The following is a 17,041-nucleotide window of genomic DNA, read 5'->3' as shown; positions in this document are numbered from 1 at the left end:
ATCCACACCGGACAAACAGTTACCTTCGCTATGCAATTTAATATACCTACGTGCCTCACCCTGTTCCGCGTTGTACTGATACCGTTCTTCGTGCTGGCCTTTTATCTGCCTTTTCCATGGGCATCAATGGTCTGTGCGTTGATTTTCGTTTTTGCTGCCGTGACCGACTGGTTTGATGGCTATCTGGCACGCCGCTGGAAGCAAACGACGCGTTTCGGTGCATTCCTTGATCCGGTAGCCGATAAAGTGATGGTGGCGATCGCGCTGGTGCTGGTGGCTGAATATTTTCACTCCTGGTGGATTACGTTACCGGCTGCGACCATGATTGCCCGCGAGATCATTATTTCCGCGCTACGTGAGTGGATGGCTGAGATTGGAAAACGCAGCAGTGTGGCGGTTTCATGGATCGGGAAAGTGAAAACCACGGCGCAGATGCTGTCGCTGGTCGCGCTGTTGTGGCGTCCTGATGCTATTGTGGTCTGGGTTGGCGTGGTTGCACTTTATATTGCTGCAGTGCTGACTTTCTGGTCAATGTTCCAATATCTCAACGCTGCGCGCCATGATTTGCTGGAACCCTGATCAAACTGCCGTAAAAAACGTCAAACGAACGCATGAAGCAGATAATTTTATTGACTCAATCCGTCAGGTCAGTAGAATGCAACGCATCGGAAGGCAGCCAGTCTTGTGCCAGAAGATTAGTTAAAAAAATCAGTACGTTCTGATTAAAGCGGGAATAGCTCAGTTGGTAGAGCACGACCTTGCCAAGGTCGGGGTCGCGAGTTCGAGTCTCGTTTCCCGCTCCAAATTTTCTTAAACTGGTTCGTGAATTGGTTTAAGTGCAAGACAAGTAGTAAGATTTAAGGCGCGTTAACAAAGCGGTTATGTAGCGGATTGCAAATCCGCCTAGTCCGGTTCGACTCCGGAACGCGCCTCCAATTTTCCCGGAGCCCGGGTGGTGGAATCGGTAGACACAAGGGATTTAAAATCCCTCGGCTTATGGCTGTACGAGTTCAAGTCTCGTCCCGGGTACCATGGGAAAATTAGCTGAATAATCAAAAGCAATAAAGTAGTAATGTCGTTATAGCCACCTTCGGGTGGTTTTTTTATGCCTGAAATTCGCGTAATCCAGATGCAATAAAAAAGGCCACCTGCAACAGGGGCCTTAAGTGTTTCTTCAATAACATCCTTCGCGCACGCGACCTCAGCCAGAATGAGGTGCTCTGAACACAATGTCGGTTGTTGAGTAAAAGGGATGAAGAAAATCAGGAATTAAAACAGCCCCGAGGGGCGTTTTTAGGGTCAGAATTCACCCGATGAATCAGTGTTGCTCAATGCCCTGATTGATAGCGGCAAATGGTAGTTAGGCTGGCTGGTGAAAAACGCCTGCAGGGCAACGCGTTTCTTCCTGTCGATTGAAATCTCTTCCATGGTTTTGCGGAAGATACTGTAGCGGCCACACGAAGTGCAGGTCACAGTAACAATTTTCGCCGACATATTAACCGACGTCTTATTCCTGCTTTGACATAACGGACACTCGTCTTGAGCGCTTAAAACTGTGGAACTCATAAAACCTCCGGTTTTACTTAGAGCGGGCAGTAGTCTAGCACAAAAAGGCGTCAGTTACTTAACGATAATTTAATTATCAGTGGATTTCAGCGTCAACTCAGTGTAGAGAGCGCATAAGCCGCTGATGAGAGAGTAAAGTCTTCTCCCGATTTTCTCCGCTTTCCTCATTATCATCTTGCATTACACTTAAGGTATTCATCCTGATTATGGATTTTGGCGAAGTATGACTCCTGCTCTGTACCAGCGTATTGATTGTTCAATATACAGACACATTTATATTGTTGGCGATTTGCATGGTTGCCTGAGTTTGCTTGGGGAAAAGCTGGCGAAAGTGTCTTTCGATCCCCACCGCGATCTGCTGTTATCTGTGGGGGATCTTGCCGATCGCGGGCCTAACAGTGTCGGTTGTTTGCAACTGCTCAATGAATCCTGGTTTGCTTGTGTACGCGGAAATCACGAGCAGATGGCGATTGATGCCATAAACGAAGAGAATAYCCCGCGCTGGTTACGTAATGGCGGCGACTGGTTTTATGCTCTTGAACACGACAAACAAGAAGAGGCGAAAGCGCTGATTTTACAGGCTGACACGCTGCCACATATTCTCGAACTGACGAACCGTGAGGGCAGGCGTATCGTGGTGGCCCATGCTGATTACCTTTCCAATGAATATGTGTTCGATAAGCTAATGGATGGTGATGAGGTTATCTGGGATCGTGAACGTGTGAATTCTGCGCTGGCGGGTCGCTTTCAACCGATAGCTGGCGCTGATGAATTTTATTTCGGTCACACGCCGGTTGAACATGCAATGCAGTTTGCCAATCAGTTTTATATTGATACGGGCGCTGTATTTGGCGGTTATCTGACGCTTATTCAGCTGCAGTAATGTCAGGCGTTACCGGGGTTTGCGGTGACTGACGGGCAACGGTATAGTGAGCGGCTGCGAACCGGGAAGGCACGGGATAACATCATGGAAAATAAGCGTGAAGACAGGATTCAGCGTCTGTTGCTGGCATTAAAAAAGACCGACAAAATTCACCTTAAAGAAGCGTCTTTACTGCTCAATGTTTCGGAAATGACTGTCCGCCGTGATCTCAGCGCAGCACCCGCACCGGTAATTTTACTCGGCGGTTATATTGTGATTGATCCGAAGAATAATCCGGCGACGCACTACTTTATCAGTGAACAGAAAACCCGCCATGTTGCAGAGAAACAACGTCTCGCTGCCCGCGCAGCCAGTCTTATTCAGGATAACGATACGGTATTTTTTGACTGTGGCACGACAATGCCTTATGTGATTGAAAGCATTGCCGATAACCGGGTATTTACGGCCATTTGTTACTCGCTCAATACGTTTCTGGCGCTGCAGGATAAACCTCACTGTGAAGTCATCTTGTGCGGCGGTGCGTTTAAATCCAGTAACAGTATTTTTACGCCTATCGGGCGCAGCAGTGAACTCGACTTTATCCGCCCGGCGAAAGCCTTTATTTCCGCTGCGGGCGTCAGTATTGAACACGGTGTGACCTGCTTTAATTTTGATGAATTACTGATGAAACATCAGGCCATAGAACGCTCAGCGCAGAGCATTCTCGTCGCTGACAGCAGCAAATTTGATCAGGTCAGGCCCGCAGCCATCGCGCCGCTTGCGCGTTTTAATGTGGTGGTCAGCGACGCTGAACCACCACAGGCTTATGTCGATTTCTGCGAGCTCTCCGACATTTCGCTGCTGGTTTAACACTTCAGCGGATTGCCGGGATTTTTTCGACCGACTGATAAAAAACCACTTCCCAGATGCCATTTTTGGAGCCGTCGCTGAGATAGTGCTCAAAGCACGCTTTTCCGTCCGGGCGATAGCTCGTACTGGCCAGCAGCTGGCTGTAGAATTCCCGCCAGGCCTTTTCAAAATTGCCGTCTGTGATCGTGGTGTGATACGCCGCATACGTGCCTCCCGGCAGCGTTTGCAACGCCAGTCCTTCTGCATCATCGAGAATAAAATTATCGGCTACACACACCGACGGATCAGCACGTAAAGCTTCTGCCGGTGTGGTGTCAGGATTATCATGAAACCACGTCAGCCATTCGTTTTGCGGCTGATGATGCCGTACAGCCCATTTCATCAGTTGCTGAAAACCACTGTGGATTGACTCCTGATAGGGGCCAACCACCCGGTAGCTCACCAGCTTTTTGGCCGGTCTCTCTACAATTAATAATGCCACGATGATCTCCTTTTATCTGACATGCATTGAACGGGTTCCATGTTGAGTAAGGTGCAAATACCAAACTATAACAGTTTACCGATTAACGGCGGTGAACTGCTCTACGCGCTATAACAGTTGTCGTGATAAAATTATGTAATCAGATTGCATTATAGTCGTGACGCAATGAGGTATGAGATGGACGTAATCAAAAACGTATTAAACAGTGAAATTGATCGCATCAATCGTCAGGAAGGGCGCGATGGTAAAGCGCGGATCAATGCTGAGTTCTTTATAAACCATCCCTGGTTATGTCTGGCTATGCTGGTCGGGTATATCGCCGTGGGCATCGTCATGTACGTTTCACCTTATATGGGGCTCGGCTGGTTTATCGGATTTACGGCTTTCCTGATCTTTATGTCCGCGATGCTGTTGCTGGAAATTAAGCCAGTTTATCGCTACGAAGATATCGGGGTGCTTGATTTACGCGTTTGTTATAACGGCGAATGGTATTTCAGCCGCGAGCTTTCTGCTGATGCCGTGAAGCAAATACTCAGCGCCCCTGATGTCAGCGAGCACATCAAAAACCGCATTGAATCCATTGTCCGACATAAAGGTTTTGTGGATTTCTATGATGTTTACGATCTGGCCCGGCTGGAACGCCATTTGCCAGATAGCACCGGAACAGCACAGTTAGCTCACTCTTAACCCCTCTAAACATGGCATCAGGCCATGACGTTACCCTGCATGCTCTGATAAAATAGCGGCTGGGCATCATTTTCGTGAATGTGTTTAAACGAGAAAATGATGTTGAGCCGTGACAGGAGCTATAGTGGAACGAATCAAACTTACCATTCACCATCTGCACAAAATCATTTCGGGCGAAAAGCAGGACACGCAAGCTACTGCACGTATTTATGCTGGCGATGAACTGTTAGTCACCGAAACGATGACCGGGCAGGCTGCACATTTTGATCGTTTCATCAAAGTCGTACACGATAACGGCAAACCGTTGAGAGTAGAATGGGACTCCGACGGCAGTGCGCAAATGTCGGTAACGCGCGCCGAAGTGTGCCCTTGCTGTGGCGGCGACGCCTTACACCATTGATTTAACCCGGCAATGACCGCAAGCAGAGTAAAAGCCAGGCAGAGGTAAATGATGAAATTTATCAGCAACGAATTTGAATACCGTCAGTGGATAATGGATGAAATATTCCAGGCGAGTGCGGTAGGCGAAACCTCTGAGTTTGCCGATCAGGAAGTGGATGACTTTATCTTTGACGCCCGTCCGGTGGCTTATCCGTGCGTGGCTGTGATGATCCAGACACCAGGCGAACCGGGGGTGTGTGAGCCGCGTTTTTTCTACAAAGAGCAAATCTTTGAGTGGGCGCATAAAATGGGATTTGGCTTCGACAGCTAACTGCCAGGCCGGTTTAATGCAGATTCAGCCCTAAGTCTGACTCAGGGCTGAGCGTCAGCCGTTCACGCTGTGGCTATCAGACATTTTGCCGATCAATTTTCTCTTCGCCCCAGAACAAATGGTCTTCTTTGGTCTTGGCGAACGCGATAGGCAATACTTCGTCGTTACCTTCTTCCCAGATTTTCTGTGCCAGCGTCTCGTCGTTATTCGCCAGTTCGAAAATGGCCTCGGCGATTTCGTGAGAGGTTTCACGGGTATTTGCCCACGCTTTGATGTTTGACGTCGTCATCCGGTTCTCCTCGTGTTTATTTCATATTCATAAAGGTGTCTCTGTTACACCGTTGCATTCACCATAACTATGGTTTCCCGATGCACTTTATGCAAATGCGGCGGCAGCAGGGCACAAAAAAACCGGCGCCTGGCAGGGGCTGTCGTTTATACTGAACGCGATTTTGAACATTTAAGGTGATGATAATGAGCGACGATATTTTTGATTTTGACATTGATGCTGCACTGGAAACTGCCGAAGTGAAAGCAGCTGAAAAAGCAGCAGAAGTGCCTGAAGCCGTTCAGGACGAAAGTGACTGCGAAGGCTGCAAAATCTGATTTTGCACAACAAAGCAGCAAAAAGAAAACCGCTTCGGCGGTTTTTTTGTATCTGTCATTTATAACGGCTTTGCAATGTTGAACTGAATTTCCTTTGCAGCCATAGCGTTGCGCCTGGTTGGACGAGGTGGTGGATTGACGCAAATGTAAGGGTTACGTTAAGGGTTTTTTTTTTGGGATAAATTCCTATAGAACAGGAAGATAGCTGGGGGTACTTTGACACCACCTGATAAGCAGGTCGTGAGGTTCACAATGAAAAAACTAATTTTAGTTCTCGCCGTTTTGCTAACTTTGCCAGCTGTCGCACAGGCGAACGTCGAGCTTGGCGTTAATATGCCAGGGTTGTCACTGCATATCGGAGACCGTGACGACCGCGGATACTATTGGGATGGTGGTGACTGGCGTCCACCGGGTTGGTGGGACCAGCATTATCGTGATGAAGGCCGCGGGCACTGGGTTTATTACGAACCGGCCCCGCCGCCGCCACGCTACTGGCATCATGAGCACTGGCATGAAGGCCCGCCACCCGGCTACTGGCGCGATGGCCCTCCTGGGCACTGGCGTGATGGCCCTCCGGGACACTGGCGCGAAGGTCCGCCTCCGGGCCGCTGGTAACGAAAGTTTGATGAGTTGAAGGGCAGACGTTAAAGATTTTGGGAACAGGGTTGGCAGTGGCGATGCAAAAGCATCCCCAATGTCAGTTCTGTTCCTTCCACATTCTCTCCCCCCGCTATTAATAATTCTCTCCTAATTAATTACTTTATGAATGCAAATAATGTGATTCATTTATTTGAATTATATAAAGATGTTTTTTCATTCTATTGAGCGCAGGTGAGTTTGGAAAAAACTTTTTTAAGAGTAATTGCAGCTTGCTAACGGTCATTAATATGTTAATTTCTTGTTATGAAATCGGCAATGGATGGCTCGAATACGACACATATCTGATGAAACAGGCCGTCATACAGGGGAAAGCCCTGTCAGATATGTAACATGTCATTTAGCGAGATTATTCCTATGCAATTGATTAAAAATGATTTTGAATACCGCGCCTGGATGCTGGATGCCTATTTCTATCAGGATAAAATAGAAGGCGATAAGTTGATGACTGATGAGGAAATGGATGATTTCCTTTTTGAATATCGTCCGCTGGAATATCCGTGTTTAGGCAGTGTGACGCCATCAAAGGAATGTTCACTGGAACTGGACATCACTTTCTTTTATCGGGATCACATCTCAGATTGGGCAAAATCCATGGGACTGATAAACATTAAATAATCCGCTTCGTTATTGCTGTTCTTTATCCGTCTGAAAAAGCGCCTGAGGGCGCTTTTTGTCGTCTGGCATCAGAAATATTAATTACCGCGAACTTCAACCATAACCGGGCAGGGGGCGGCCGCGATCACTTCCGCACTGACTGAGCCTTTCATCATCCGTCCAAACGCTGAAAGCTGACGGTGGCCGATGACAATCACCGAGGCATTGATTCTTTCAGCTTCAGCCACCAGCGCTTCTCCGGCCGGACCGACGATCAGATTGCCTTTCGCATTGATCCCTGCTTGCGACAAAATTTCCAGCGCATGCCCGACCACGGCGCGTGCGGTGTTTTGCTCTTCTTCTGCCGGCGGGTAGCTGACAATTTCACCGGGAACGTCGCCGTTATTTTCCAGTGCGTAAGACTCGTCAATGCAGCAGGTGACGAAAACCGTTGAAGCTCTTCCCTTTGCCAGCTGGCGGGCGAGATCAATCACGAGAAGGGATTGCTTTGAGCCGTCTACGGCTAACAAAATGACATCAAACACGGCAATTCCTTTCTTTATTTTCCACCGGATACCTGGGTTTCATCCAATTTACCAATTTCGCCAATCAGGGCATGTTTGCATTCCAGCAACGCTTCACGGATTTGCGACTCTTTGGCTGCCCGCCGGGCGGTAGGGAAAAGTACCGATACCGAGTAACGGCCTAAAATTGTATCTATTGCGATAGCCAGCGTGGTAACGCCGTTTACCGTTTCTCCCTCTTCCATCGCAATTCCGCTTTCCCGCACACTGGCGATTTTTTCCAGCAGTGAGTCAAGGGTACGCACGGTATTTTCCGTGGCGGGCTCCAGCACATCCCCGACAATAATGCGGATCTCTTCATCGGTTTTTAGCGACACCAGGGCACGGCCGCTCGATGTGCTGTAAATGGGCAGATTCAGGCCGACGCGCGGCACCACGCGCAGTTCCCGTTCGGCCACAATGCTGTGAATATTGGCGATCTGCCGACCACTTGCCCGCCCGAGCGACACCGTTTCCTGTGTGTTGTCGCAAAGCTGACGCAGAAATGGGGAGGCGATGGCGATGACATCGGTATGGACCGTTGAAACGAGTTTCAGAAGCGTCGGGCCAAGCCGTACGCCTCCGCTACCTTCTGAGCGAACCAGCCCTTCTTCGGCCAGTGCGGCGACGATGCGCTGCACAGTCGAACGTGGTAAATCCACTTCATTGGCAATGGCACCGAGACTCATTCCCTGCGGATGTTTTCCCAGCGAATTGAGTATGGTGGCCGCCCGCGAGATCACCTGAATCCCACCGCTGCGTTCTTCGTCTGCCGGATTGTCCTGAGCCATGATTTCTCCTTTATCTCCGTGCGTGATCCTGTCCATAAACCTGAGTGGTCAATGTAATGGCTCAACGGGTGAAAAACAATTTTTAATCACATTGCAATACAGTGCACCGTATTATAGTATTTCTGTGTGTATCACAATGTGGTGCAATGCATCGAAATATTTGTGATGCAGGTCGCTTATTTTGCACTTCTGCGACACAAAACCTGCCTTCTTCCTATCGCCGCCATGATAAAGCGGTGGAGTTAACGATGAATCAGACAATCACAATGGCGCCTGTTGCTGCACTGCCCGTGCCGCCCCCTTTTACGTTAAGGCTGGTTATCGGGTTACTGGGGGTTTTAATCGCCTCATTGTGTTCTGGCCTTAACGACCGTGTTACTGACATTGCGCTTGCCGATGTTCGTGGCGCACTCAGCATCAGCACAGATGAGGGCTCATGGCTGATTGGTGCCTATCAGGCGGCGGAAGTCTCCGCAATGATGCTGGCACCGTGGTTTGCCATGACCTTTTCACTGCGTCGTTTCACCGTGTTCGTCACGCTGGGTTTTGTTCTTATTGCCGCTGTTTTGCCGTACACCCCAAATCTGCCGGTATTCATTGCACTGCGCGCAGTTCAGGGCGTGTTCGGTGGTGCTTTGCCGCCGTTACTGATGACGTCCGCCCTGCGTTTTATGCCGCCGCAATACAAGTTATACGGGCTGAGTGCTTATGCGCTGACGGCGACTTTCGGGCCCAATATGGCGACTTCACTGGCGGCCATCTGGACCGATTATGTCGGCTGGGAGTGGGTGTTCTGGCAGGTGATCCCACCGTGTCTGCTGGCGGTAGCGATGATTGCCCACGGGCTGCCGCAGGATCCGCCGCGTTTTGAGCGTTTCCGGCAAATGGATGTCGTCGGCATGCTGACTGGCACGGGCGGAGTAACGCTGCTGGTGCTGGCCTTGCAGCAGGGAGAACGCCTCGACTGGTTCAGTTCGCCGCTGATTACGCTGATGTTTTTCACGGCGCTTGGCTTGCTGACGGTTTTCCTGGTCAACGAATGGTATCACCCGTTGCCATTGTTCAAATTACAAATGCTGAGAAGACATAATCTGACGCACGGCTTAATCACGTTGTTCGCTCTGATGTTTCTCTTCTTATCGGGCTCCGCGTTACCCGCCAGTTATATGGAGCAGGTTGGCGGATTTCGTGCCATACAGGTCGGACCGCTGGCGCTGACTATCGGTTTACCGCAGCTATTACTCGCCCCGTTGATCGCTTTTGTGCTGACCATGCGCTGGATAGACAGCCGCTGGGTGCTTGTCTGCGGATTAGGGTTGGTGGGCTTTTCCTGTTACTGGGGAACACATCTTACCGGTGCCTGGGCGCGCGATAATTTCTATCTGATCCAGATTATGCAGGCTTTCGGACAACCGATGGCGGTCCTGCCGATCCTGATGAGTGCAACCAGTGTTGTACAGCCACTGGAAGGGCCTTTTGCCTCCGCGATGTTTAACACCACCCGCGGTTTGGGCAGCGTGATGGGCGGTTCTTTGCTGGCTGTCTTTGTCAGCCACCGCGAGCAATTCCATTCCAATGTTTTGCTCAATCACGCCGGTAGCGTGAGCTATCTGCTCTCCCAGCCATATGGTGGCGACAGCAGCTTTCTGGCCCCGCTGAACAGCGGCGGCGCAGCGATTTCGACAGAAATACTCACCCGGTTTTCTCAAGGGGTGAGACAGCAGGCGCTGGTGCTGGGAATATCGGACGCTTACATGGTGATCATCGGGCTGGCACTCTCCCTGATATTGCTGGTCGCCATTTTGCCTAAACGCACATATCCGCCTCAGTCTCTGGTTAAACGTCCCTGAGTATCGCATCACTATTAACCGTGGTATTCCACTCTGAAAAGTACGAGAGAACAACATCATGATAAAAACCTCACCTGTCCGCCTGAGCTGGCTGTGTGCCGCTGTGGTAGTGATATTTCTGGTTGTCATCGCCTTGTGGATACTCGGCAAGAGCACTCTACCCGTTACTGACGATGCCTTTGTTTCTGCAGATTCCACGCTGGTCGCGCCGCGGATTTCCGGCACGATTGCGGATGTTTACGTGCAGGATAACCAGATGGTGAAAGCCGGTGATGTACTTGCCCGAATCGACGATCGTGATTACCGCAATGCGGTACTGACGGCAGAAGCAAATCTGGAAACCGCTAATGCGCAGATGCTCAGCCTGACCGCGCAACTGGCGAAACAACAACAGACTATCTTGCAGGCCCGGGCACTGGTTAATGCTGATGCGGCCAGTATTGCTTATGCGCGTCAGAGTGCTGACCGTTATAAACGCCTGCTGCAAAATGGCTCCGGCACGGCCGATGCACGTGATGAGTCTGATGCCAATTTACGTTCAAAACTGGCTGCGCAGCAGAGTGATATGGCCGCAGCTCTGGGCGCTGAAAAGCAGGTTGATGTACTGAAAGCGGAACAGGCAGAAGCGAAAGCTGCAATCGATTCAGCCGCAACGGCGCTGGCACAGGCGAAGCTGAATCTTTCTTATACCGAAATTACGGCGCCGGTGGATGGCGTGGTCGGGCAGCGCTCGTTGCGTATCGGCGGATATGTGGCTGCAGGAGCACGCGTTCTGGCCGTGGTGCCGCTGAAAAATGCTTACATTGTGGCGAACTACCTTGAGACGCAACTGGGTGATGTGCAGCCGCATCAGCCGGTTGAGATTAAGGTGGATGCGTTGCCGGGTGTGACCCTGAAAGGGAAGGTGGACAGCATTTCGCCTGCCACCGGCGTGACGTTTTCGCCTATTTCGCCGGACAATGCGACCGGCAATTACACTAAAGTTGTACAGCGTCTGGCGGTTAAAATTGTGCTCGACAGTAATCAGCCCGATGCGAAGCGTCTGAAAGTCGGGATGTCTGTGATCCCGACAATTGATATCACATCGCGCTGAATAACAAATTTTGAAACAAAAAGGCGACTCCGGAGATCGCCTTTTTCATGTCGCTGACTTTGTATGGGGTCAATGTTCGCGTATCAGGAAGCCTGATTTTGCGGCGGATTCGCGTCGGTTGAATTCTTTTTAGCCGGATGCTGTGGTTTGCCAGAGAACAGGAACCGCAGGATCGGGATGCGCTTATGCACTTCATACAGCAAAAAGGCGATACCGAATACAAACACCAGCCCCAGCCAGAATCCCAGCCAGTCGCTGTGAATTTTCGGTGTAATGAACGCACCGTAAATCAGCGTTAAAGGATGGTGGATCAGATAGATAAACAAGGATGAGTTCACCAGATAGGTGATCCATGGCGCCTGAAAATTCAGTAAATAATGGCTGAATGAAAACACCACATTGACCATCAGGAACCCGAGCAGGGTAGTGATGATGGCATCGATTTCCATTGAGTACAGCTGTGGCGTATTGACATGTTGATTGAACATGTAAGCGGCGAACAGGAAAATGCTGACTACCCCGGCAGTCGCGGACGGTTTCAGAAACAGTTCTTTCAGCCAGGAGAATTTATAAGCAAGTGCACCCAGGATGAAAAACGGCAGATAAAACAACGTTTGCATGACGATGAAATTAAACGCGCCGTTGGAAAGTAAATTTGGTGCAAAAAGATACAGGCTTCTGTTAAATGCCGCGTAAATTAAACCGATAAAAAGAAATATAATTGAGATTTTTCCTAAGCTATTTGTACGGCTTTTTATTATTTGAATACGACTATTCTTAATTTCTTTAATAAATTTGAAGAGGTAAAAGCAAATGCTGGTGAGAATAACCAGGGTTAACAGGAACCATAAATGCGAGACCAGTTCCCATACAGTCACATTAATTCTCTGATAAAAATCCATATTATTCCAGTCAGAAAACTTGCTGGTGAATTTCATCAGGAAATAGAGCTGCGGAATCGTGATCAGCGGGAAGGCCGCCGCCAGCGGGATGGCAACCCGCTCCAGACGCACCTTCAGCCACTGCTGCGGGTCATAGCGCTCATACAGCATATAAGAAAAATAGCCCGAGATAACAAAGAACACCTGCATACGGAAGGCGTGAATAACATCATTAAATATTGTCAGGCCGTCAGAGGGTATTGCACTGTTTACCGCCCAGATATGACTGGAGTAAATCAATGATATATGGAAAGGAATACCCAGCAGCATCAAATATGCGCGGATGGAGTCTAAGAAAAACTCACGTTGTGGTTTTGGCTGTGTCATTACGTATCCGTTGTAAGTAGCTCATCCTAATTTTAGAGCGTAATTTGTCTTTAAGGCTAATTTTGCACGTAAGCAAAAATGACCATCGTTGACATTAGTTTAGTTTCTAACCTTAAAACATGCTTTGTTATAGGACAAGTTTCCATAGCCGGAGTTTCATCGAATTGATATCCTTGTACCCTGTTGCGCTTAAACGGTTCATCAATGGATGAACCATCGACTGCTCAAGTTGTCGGAAACCTGACACTTCCCTTAAAATAGTTACAGTAAATGAATGAAGCGCGCGTAAAGGAGACAAGGTGTCGGATAAAAATTTTTCCATAGGGTCACGTATGATCAAAGTCCGTTTGCTAAGTGCCGCAGTGTTGATGACCATGTTCACCTCATCTGCCTGGGCTTTTTCTATAGATGATGTTGCCAAACAAGCGAAGGCGTTAGCCGATAAAGGTTACGAAGCGCCGAAAAGCAATCTTCCGTCTCAGTTCCGCGATCTCAAATTCGCAGACTACCAACAAATTCAATTCAATCATGACAAAGCGTACTGGAAAAACCTGAATACGCCTTTCAAGCTTGAGTTTTACCATCAGGGTATGTACTTCGACACTCCGGTGAAAATCAACGAAGTAACGGCTGATTCAGTCAAAGAAATCAAATACAGCCCGGACTACTTCAACTTTGGCAACGTCAAGCATGACGCTGACTCAGTGAAAAACCTCGGTTTTGCCGGCTTCAAAGTGCTTTATCCCATCAATAAAGCCGACAAAGATGATGAGATTATGAGTGTGCTGGGTGCCAGCTACTTCCGTGTCATCGGTAAAGGCCAGGTTTATGGCTTGTCTGCCCGTGGTCTGGCGATCGACACCGCGCTGGCTTCCGGCGAAGAGTTCCCACGTTTTCGTGAGTTCTGGATCGAACGTCCTAACCCGGATGAAAAGCATTTAGTCATTTACGCCTTGCTGGATTCCCCGCGTGCGACCGGTGCTTATCGTCTGGACGTTTATCCGGGTAAAGAAGCCACTGTCGATGTGCAGTCTCAGGTTTATCTGCGCGATAAAGTCGGCAAACTGGGTGTGGCTCCGTTAACCAGCATGTTCCTGTTTGGCGCAAACCAGCCTTCGCCGGTGCTGAACTACCGTCCGGCGCTGCATGATTCCAACGGACTGTCTATTCACGCCGGTAACGGTGAATGGATCTGGCGTCCGCTGAACAATCCGAAACACCTTGCCGTCAGCCAGTTCTCGATGGAGAACCCGAAAGGCTTCGGGCTGCTGCAACGTGGTCGCAGTTTCTCTAACTTCGAAGACCTGGACGATCGTTATGACCTGCGTCCAAGCGGTTGGGTTGAGACCAAAGGTGACTGGGGTAAAGGGAAAGTTGAACTGGTGGAAATCCCGACGGCGGATGAAACCAACGATAATATCGTCGCCTTCTGGACCCCTGATCAGTTACCCGATGCAGGCAAACCGCTCAGCCTGAACTATCGTTTACATTTCACCCGTGAAGAAGAGAAATTGCATTCTCCTGATCTGGCGTGGGTTGAACGCACCATGCGCTCTACCGGAGATGTGAAACAGTCGAATCTGATCCGTGAGCCAGATGGCAGCGTTGCTTTCCTCGTCGACTTCGTCGGTCCAAACCTGAAAGCGCTGAAGAGCGACACGCCAGTCGTGTCTCAGGTCAGCGTGGGCGACAACGGTGATCTGGTTGAAAACTCCGTACGCTATAATCCTGTAACGAAGGGCTGGCGTCTGACGCTGCGCCTGAAAGTGAAGGATCCTAAGAAGGCGATCGAAATGCGCGCTTCTCTGGCCAATGGCGACAAAACTCTGAGTGAAACCTGGAGCTATCAGCTGCCTGCAAATGAATAAGTCAATGCACTCTACTCAAGATTATGTAGAAGCTTTGCCGCTTACTGATGAACAGAAAGCGGCGCTCTCTCAGCAGCTTCCCGCTGAGCCGGGGCAGGCTTTTGCTACCGTACATCACCGTTTAGGCGGTGATGCCTCGACCACAGCTGATGCGGCCGATCCTGATGCGCCATTGGTGTCAGTGAAAGCCCGCGTCGGCGCAAGCTGGCCTGATGCCCTTGAAAAGGGCTCGTTAGACGAAGTCGATAACGAAGGGCGTACGATTGCCAGCGCCATGCCACCGGTTAAACGTTCCAGCATGTTCCCTGATGTCTGGCGCACCAACCCGGTCGGGCGTTTCTGGGACAATATGATGGGGCGCAGCGCGGTTTCGCGTCACACCACATCAGATATGCCCGAGTCAGAAAAGCGCTGGCGTCACGCCGGTTCCGTGCGTCGCTATATCCTGCTGGTTCTGATGCTGGTGCAGACGGCGATCGCGACCTGGTACATGAAAACCATTCTGCCGTATCAGGGCTGGGCGCTCATCGACCCAAGCGATATGCTCAATCAGGACTGGCAACAGTCGGTTCTGCAACTGCTGCCTTACGTCTTACAGACCGGGATCCTGGTGCTGTTCGCCATTCTGTTCTGTTGGGTGTCGGCCGGTTTCTGGACGGCATTGATGGGCTTTTTACAATTGCTCATCGGTCGGGACAAATACAGCATTACCGCCTCGACGAAAGGTAATGAGCCGCTGAATCCGAACAACCGTACCGCGTTGATCATGCCGATTTGTAACGAAGACGTGGAGCGCGTTTTCGCGGGTCTGCGTGCAACGTATGAATCTGTTAAAGCGACAGGTGATTTGGATCAGTTTGATATCTACGTGCTGAGCGACAGTTACGATCCGGATATCTGCGTAGCGGAACAAAAAGCCTGGATGGAAGTGTGCCGCGACGTTGAAGGTCACGGACGTATTTTCTATCGCCGTCGTCGTCGTCGTGTGAAACGTAAAAGCGGTAACATTGATGACTGGTGCCGTCGCTGGGGCGGGGAATATGCCTATATGGTTATTCTCGATGCTGACAGCGTCATGAGTGGCGAATGTCTGACCGGCCTGGCCCGTCTGATGGATGCCAACCCGAACGCCGGTATTATCCAGTCTGCGCCAAAAGCGTCAGGCATGGATACGCTGTATGCACGTTGCCAGCAGTTTGCGACCCGTGTTTACGGTCCGTTGTTTACCGCCGGTCTCCATTTCTGGCAGTTGGGCGAATCCCACTACTGGGGCCATAACGCCATTATCCGTGTGAAACCGTTCATTGAGCATTGTGCGCTTGCACCATTGCCCGGTGAAGGCTCCTTCGCCGGTTCCATTATGTCTCATGACTTTGTGGAAGCGGCATTGATGCGTCGTGCGGGCTGGGGCGTGTGGATTGCTTATGATCTGCCGGGCAGTTATGAAGAGTTGCCACCGAACCTGCTCGACGAGCTGAAACGCGACCGTCGCTGGTGCCACGGTAACCTGATGAACTTCCGCCTGTTTCTGGTGAAAGGGATGCATCCGGTTCACCGTGCGGTGTTCCTGACCGGCGTGATGTCTTATCTGTCCGCGCCGTTATGGTTTACGTTCCTGGCTTTGTCTACCGCATTGCAGGTCGTGCACACGCTGATGGAACCGCAGTATTTCCTGCAACCCCGTCAGCTGTTCCCTGTGTGGCCGCAGTGGCGTCCTGAACTGGCGATAGCCTTGTTCTCGACCACCATGGTGTTGCTGTTCCTGCCAAAACTGCTGAGTATCGTGCTGATTTGGGCGAAGGGGGCGAAACAGTTTGGTGGTGCATTCCGACTGCTGATTTCCATGTTCCTCGAAATGCTGTTCTCAGTATTACTGGCGCCGGTACGTATGTTGTTCCACACCGTCTTCGTGGTCAGCGCGTTCCTGGGTTGGGAAGTGGTCTGGAACTCACCGCAGCGTGATGACGACGATACTCCGTGGGGCGAAGCCTTTAAACGCCATGGTTCTCAGTTGTTGCTGGGTGCGGTCTGGGCTGCCGGTATGGCGTGGCTGGACTTGCGTTTCCTGTGGTGGCTTGCGCCAATCGTCTTCTCCCTGATCCTGTCGCCAATCGTCTCTGTGCTGTCGAGCCGTGCAACGCTGGGGATTAAGAGTAAGAAGGCCAAGCTGTTCCTGATCCCGGAAGAATATGATCCTCCGCGTGAACTGGTGGCTACCGAGGAATATCTGGCGCTGAACCGTTCGCGTAAGCTGCAAAATGGCTTTATGCATGCGGTCTTCGATCCGGGCTTCAACGCACTGGCAACGGCGATGGCAACATCCCGTCACCTGTTGCGTGAAACGGTAGAAAACGGCCGTYGTGCCCACCTGGAGCATGCGCTGAAAACCGGTCCTAAGGATCTGGGCAAGGCGGATCGTCTGATTCTGCTGAGCGATCCGGTGCTGATGGCGCGTTTACACTCTGCGGTGTGGACGCAACCTGATCAGCAGACCTGGAGTGCTTACTACCAGCAATTACCTCGCAATGCGCAGGCATTCCCTGTCACTCAGACGCTGGAAGTTAAACCCC

Annotated in this window: 19 protein-coding genes and 3 tRNA genes; 16 read left to right on the top strand and 6 right to left on the bottom strand. The window is 50.5% G+C overall.

Annotated elements, in window-relative coordinates:
• Positions 1–30: 30 nt before the first annotated feature.
• The 4 genes from pgsA to AC1DUO_RS07075 all read left to right on the top strand — a co-directional run bounded on the left by pgsA (position 31) and on the right by AC1DUO_RS07075 (position 1,032).
• Entirely contained in the window at positions 31–579 is a 549-nt protein-coding gene (gene pgsA, locus AC1DUO_RS07090; RefSeq protein ID WP_477986895.1) for a CDP-diacylglycerol--glycerol-3-phosphate 3-phosphatidyltransferase, read from the top strand.
• Positions 580–727: 148 nt separating this feature from the next.
• Positions 728–803, top strand: a tRNA-Gly gene (locus tag AC1DUO_RS07085).
• A gap of 58 nt (positions 804–861) precedes the next feature.
• Positions 862–935, top strand: a tRNA-Cys gene (locus AC1DUO_RS07080).
• A gap of 11 nt (positions 936–946) precedes the next feature.
• Positions 947–1,032, top strand: a tRNA-Leu gene (locus AC1DUO_RS07075).
• Positions 1,033–1,299: 267 nt separating this feature from the next.
• Here the strand turns inward: AC1DUO_RS07075 and AC1DUO_RS07070 are convergent.
• Positions 1,300–1,566, bottom strand: a complete 267-nt coding sequence (locus AC1DUO_RS07070) for a hypothetical protein (RefSeq protein WP_013576293.1) — start codon at positions 1,564–1,566, stop codon at positions 1,300–1,302.
• Between the two features lie 223 nt (positions 1,567–1,789).
• Between AC1DUO_RS07070 and AC1DUO_RS07065 the strand changes: the two genes are divergently transcribed.
• Positions 1,790–2,449 carry a metallophosphoesterase gene (locus AC1DUO_RS07065; RefSeq protein WP_477986892.1) on the top strand — a complete coding sequence of 220 codons (660 nt, stop codon included), beginning with the start codon at positions 1,790–1,792 and terminating at the stop codon, positions 2,447–2,449.
• 84 nt (positions 2,450–2,533) lie between these two features.
• Positions 2,534–3,298: a DNA-binding transcriptional repressor DeoR gene (gene deoR / locus AC1DUO_RS07060; protein WP_477986890.1), complete on the top strand. Its 765-nt coding sequence runs from the start codon at positions 2,534–2,536 to the stop codon at positions 3,296–3,298.
• A 4-nt stretch (positions 3,299–3,302) separates the two neighbouring features.
• Here the strand turns inward: deoR and AC1DUO_RS07055 are convergent, their stop codons facing one another.
• Positions 3,303–3,779, bottom strand: coding sequence for a GyrI-like domain-containing protein (locus AC1DUO_RS07055; RefSeq protein WP_112198567.1), 477 nt, complete (start codon positions 3,777–3,779; stop codon positions 3,303–3,305).
• A 177-nt stretch (positions 3,780–3,956) separates the two neighbouring features.
• Between AC1DUO_RS07055 and AC1DUO_RS07050 the strand changes: the two genes are divergently transcribed.
• The 3 genes from AC1DUO_RS07050 (at position 3,957) to AC1DUO_RS07040 (ending at position 5,178) form a co-directional block, all read left to right on the top strand.
• Positions 3,957–4,466, top strand: a complete 510-nt coding sequence (locus tag AC1DUO_RS07050; RefSeq protein WP_013576289.1) for a YlaC family protein — start codon at positions 3,957–3,959, stop codon at positions 4,464–4,466.
• A gap of 124 nt (positions 4,467–4,590) precedes the next feature.
• Entirely contained in the window at positions 4,591–4,866 is a 276-nt protein-coding gene (locus AC1DUO_RS07045) for a hypothetical protein (protein ID WP_119261819.1), read from the top strand.
• A gap of 48 nt (positions 4,867–4,914) precedes the next feature.
• Complete coding sequence (locus AC1DUO_RS07040; RefSeq protein WP_015690199.1) at positions 4,915–5,178, top strand: hypothetical protein; 264 nt, start codon at positions 4,915–4,917, stop codon at positions 5,176–5,178.
• 76 nt (positions 5,179–5,254) lie between these two features.
• Here the strand turns inward: AC1DUO_RS07040 and AC1DUO_RS07035 are convergent, their stop codons facing one another.
• A complete protein-coding gene (locus AC1DUO_RS07035; protein ID WP_013576286.1) occupies positions 5,255–5,467 on the bottom strand; it encodes a YccJ family protein in 213 nt (70 codons plus the stop codon).
• A 185-nt stretch (positions 5,468–5,652) separates the two neighbouring features.
• Here AC1DUO_RS07035 and AC1DUO_RS07030 point away from each other — a divergent pair, with 185 nt between their 5' ends.
• The 3 genes from AC1DUO_RS07030 to AC1DUO_RS07020 all read left to right on the top strand — a co-directional run bounded on the left by AC1DUO_RS07030 (position 5,653) and on the right by AC1DUO_RS07020 (position 7,059).
• The gene (locus AC1DUO_RS07030; protein ID WP_013576285.1) at positions 5,653–5,784 is read left to right on the top strand and encodes a hypothetical protein; all 132 of its coding nucleotides are present in this window, start codon (positions 5,653–5,655) and stop codon (positions 5,782–5,784) included.
• 252 nt (positions 5,785–6,036) lie between these two features.
• Positions 6,037–6,399 carry a DUF2502 domain-containing protein gene (locus tag AC1DUO_RS07025; RefSeq protein WP_013576284.1) on the top strand — a complete coding sequence of 121 codons (363 nt, stop codon included), beginning with the start codon at positions 6,037–6,039 and terminating at the stop codon, positions 6,397–6,399.
• 375 nt (positions 6,400–6,774) lie between these two features.
• The gene (locus AC1DUO_RS07020; RefSeq protein WP_015690197.1) at positions 6,775–7,059 is read left to right on the top strand and encodes a hypothetical protein; all 285 of its coding nucleotides are present in this window, start codon (positions 6,775–6,777) and stop codon (positions 7,057–7,059) included.
• Positions 7,060–7,136: 77 nt separating this feature from the next.
• Here the strand turns inward: AC1DUO_RS07020 and AC1DUO_RS07015 are convergent, their stop codons facing one another.
• Both AC1DUO_RS07015 and AC1DUO_RS07010 read right to left on the bottom strand, forming a co-directional pair.
• Positions 7,137–7,583 (bottom strand): universal stress protein, encoded by a 447-nt coding sequence (locus AC1DUO_RS07015; RefSeq protein WP_013576282.1) that lies wholly within the window; start codon positions 7,581–7,583, stop codon positions 7,137–7,139.
• 14 nt (positions 7,584–7,597) lie between these two features.
• Positions 7,598–8,392: an IclR family transcriptional regulator gene (locus tag AC1DUO_RS07010; RefSeq protein ID WP_477986884.1), complete on the bottom strand. Its 795-nt coding sequence runs from the start codon at positions 8,390–8,392 to the stop codon at positions 7,598–7,600.
• Between the two features lie 248 nt (positions 8,393–8,640).
• On the opposite strand from AC1DUO_RS07010, the gene AC1DUO_RS07005 reads away from it, so the two are divergent.
• Entirely contained in the window at positions 8,641–10,242 is a 1,602-nt protein-coding gene (locus AC1DUO_RS07005) for an MFS transporter (RefSeq protein WP_013576280.1), read from the top strand.
• Between the two features lie 58 nt (positions 10,243–10,300).
• Positions 10,301–11,335, top strand: coding sequence for an HlyD family secretion protein (locus AC1DUO_RS07000; protein ID WP_037037276.1), 1,035 nt, complete (start codon positions 10,301–10,303; stop codon positions 11,333–11,335).
• A gap of 83 nt (positions 11,336–11,418) precedes the next feature.
• On the opposite strand, the gene mdoC is transcribed toward AC1DUO_RS07000, so the two are convergent.
• Positions 11,419–12,603 (bottom strand): glucans biosynthesis protein MdoC, encoded by a 1,185-nt coding sequence (gene mdoC, locus AC1DUO_RS06995; protein WP_013576278.1) that lies wholly within the window; start codon positions 12,601–12,603, stop codon positions 11,419–11,421.
• Between the two features lie 332 nt (positions 12,604–12,935).
• On the opposite strand from mdoC, the gene AC1DUO_RS06990 reads away from it, so the two are divergent.
• Positions 12,936–14,471 (top strand): glucan biosynthesis protein G, encoded by a 1,536-nt coding sequence (locus AC1DUO_RS06990; protein ID WP_013576277.1) that lies wholly within the window; start codon positions 12,936–12,938, stop codon positions 14,469–14,471.
• A partial coding sequence (gene mdoH, locus AC1DUO_RS06985; protein WP_477986881.1) for a glucans biosynthesis glucosyltransferase MdoH occupies positions 14,464–17,041 on the top strand: 2,578 nt, incomplete at its 3' end. The genes AC1DUO_RS06990 and mdoH, both read left to right, overlap by 8 nt.

Source organism: Rahnella sp. P4_A8, from assembly GCF_056402435.1.
The sequence above is the reverse complement of the archived record's forward strand: the minus strand, read 5'-3'. Positions and strand labels throughout refer to the sequence as shown.

What these genes read in the sequence shown, in the direction of transcription:
- AC1DUO_RS07000 (WP_037037276.1), top strand. Translation starts at nt 10,301, where the DNA reads ATGATAAAAACCTCACCTGTCCGCCTGAGCTGGCTGTGTGCCGCTGTG.
- AC1DUO_RS07035 (WP_013576286.1), bottom strand. Translation starts at nt 5,467, where the DNA reads ATGACGACGTCAAACATCAAAGCGTGGGCAAATACCCGTGAAACCTCT.
- AC1DUO_RS07005 (WP_013576280.1), top strand. Translation starts at nt 8,641, where the DNA reads ATGAATCAGACAATCACAATGGCGCCTGTTGCTGCACTGCCCGTGCCG.
- mdoC (WP_013576278.1), bottom strand. Translation starts at nt 12,603, where the DNA reads ATGACACAGCCAAAACCACAACGTGAGTTTTTCTTAGACTCCATCCGC.
- AC1DUO_RS07070 (WP_013576293.1), bottom strand. Translation starts at nt 1,566, where the DNA reads ATGAGTTCCACAGTTTTAAGCGCTCAAGACGAGTGTCCGTTATGTCAA.
- AC1DUO_RS07030 (WP_013576285.1), top strand. Translation starts at nt 5,653, where the DNA reads ATGAGCGACGATATTTTTGATTTTGACATTGATGCTGCACTGGAAACT.
- AC1DUO_RS07040 (WP_015690199.1), top strand. Translation starts at nt 4,915, where the DNA reads ATGATGAAATTTATCAGCAACGAATTTGAATACCGTCAGTGGATAATG.
- pgsA (WP_477986895.1), top strand. Translation starts at nt 31, where the DNA reads ATGCAATTTAATATACCTACGTGCCTCACCCTGTTCCGCGTTGTACTG.
- AC1DUO_RS07050 (WP_013576289.1), top strand. Translation starts at nt 3,957, where the DNA reads ATGGACGTAATCAAAAACGTATTAAACAGTGAAATTGATCGCATCAAT.
- AC1DUO_RS07020 (WP_015690197.1), top strand. Translation starts at nt 6,775, where the DNA reads ATGTCATTTAGCGAGATTATTCCTATGCAATTGATTAAAAATGATTTT.
- AC1DUO_RS06990 (WP_013576277.1), top strand. Translation starts at nt 12,936, where the DNA reads ATGATCAAAGTCCGTTTGCTAAGTGCCGCAGTGTTGATGACCATGTTC.
- AC1DUO_RS07010 (WP_477986884.1), bottom strand. Translation starts at nt 8,392, where the DNA reads ATGGCTCAGGACAATCCGGCAGACGAAGAACGCAGCGGTGGGATTCAG.
- deoR (WP_477986890.1), top strand. Translation starts at nt 2,534, where the DNA reads ATGGAAAATAAGCGTGAAGACAGGATTCAGCGTCTGTTGCTGGCATTA.
- AC1DUO_RS07025 (WP_013576284.1), top strand. Translation starts at nt 6,037, where the DNA reads ATGAAAAAACTAATTTTAGTTCTCGCCGTTTTGCTAACTTTGCCAGCT.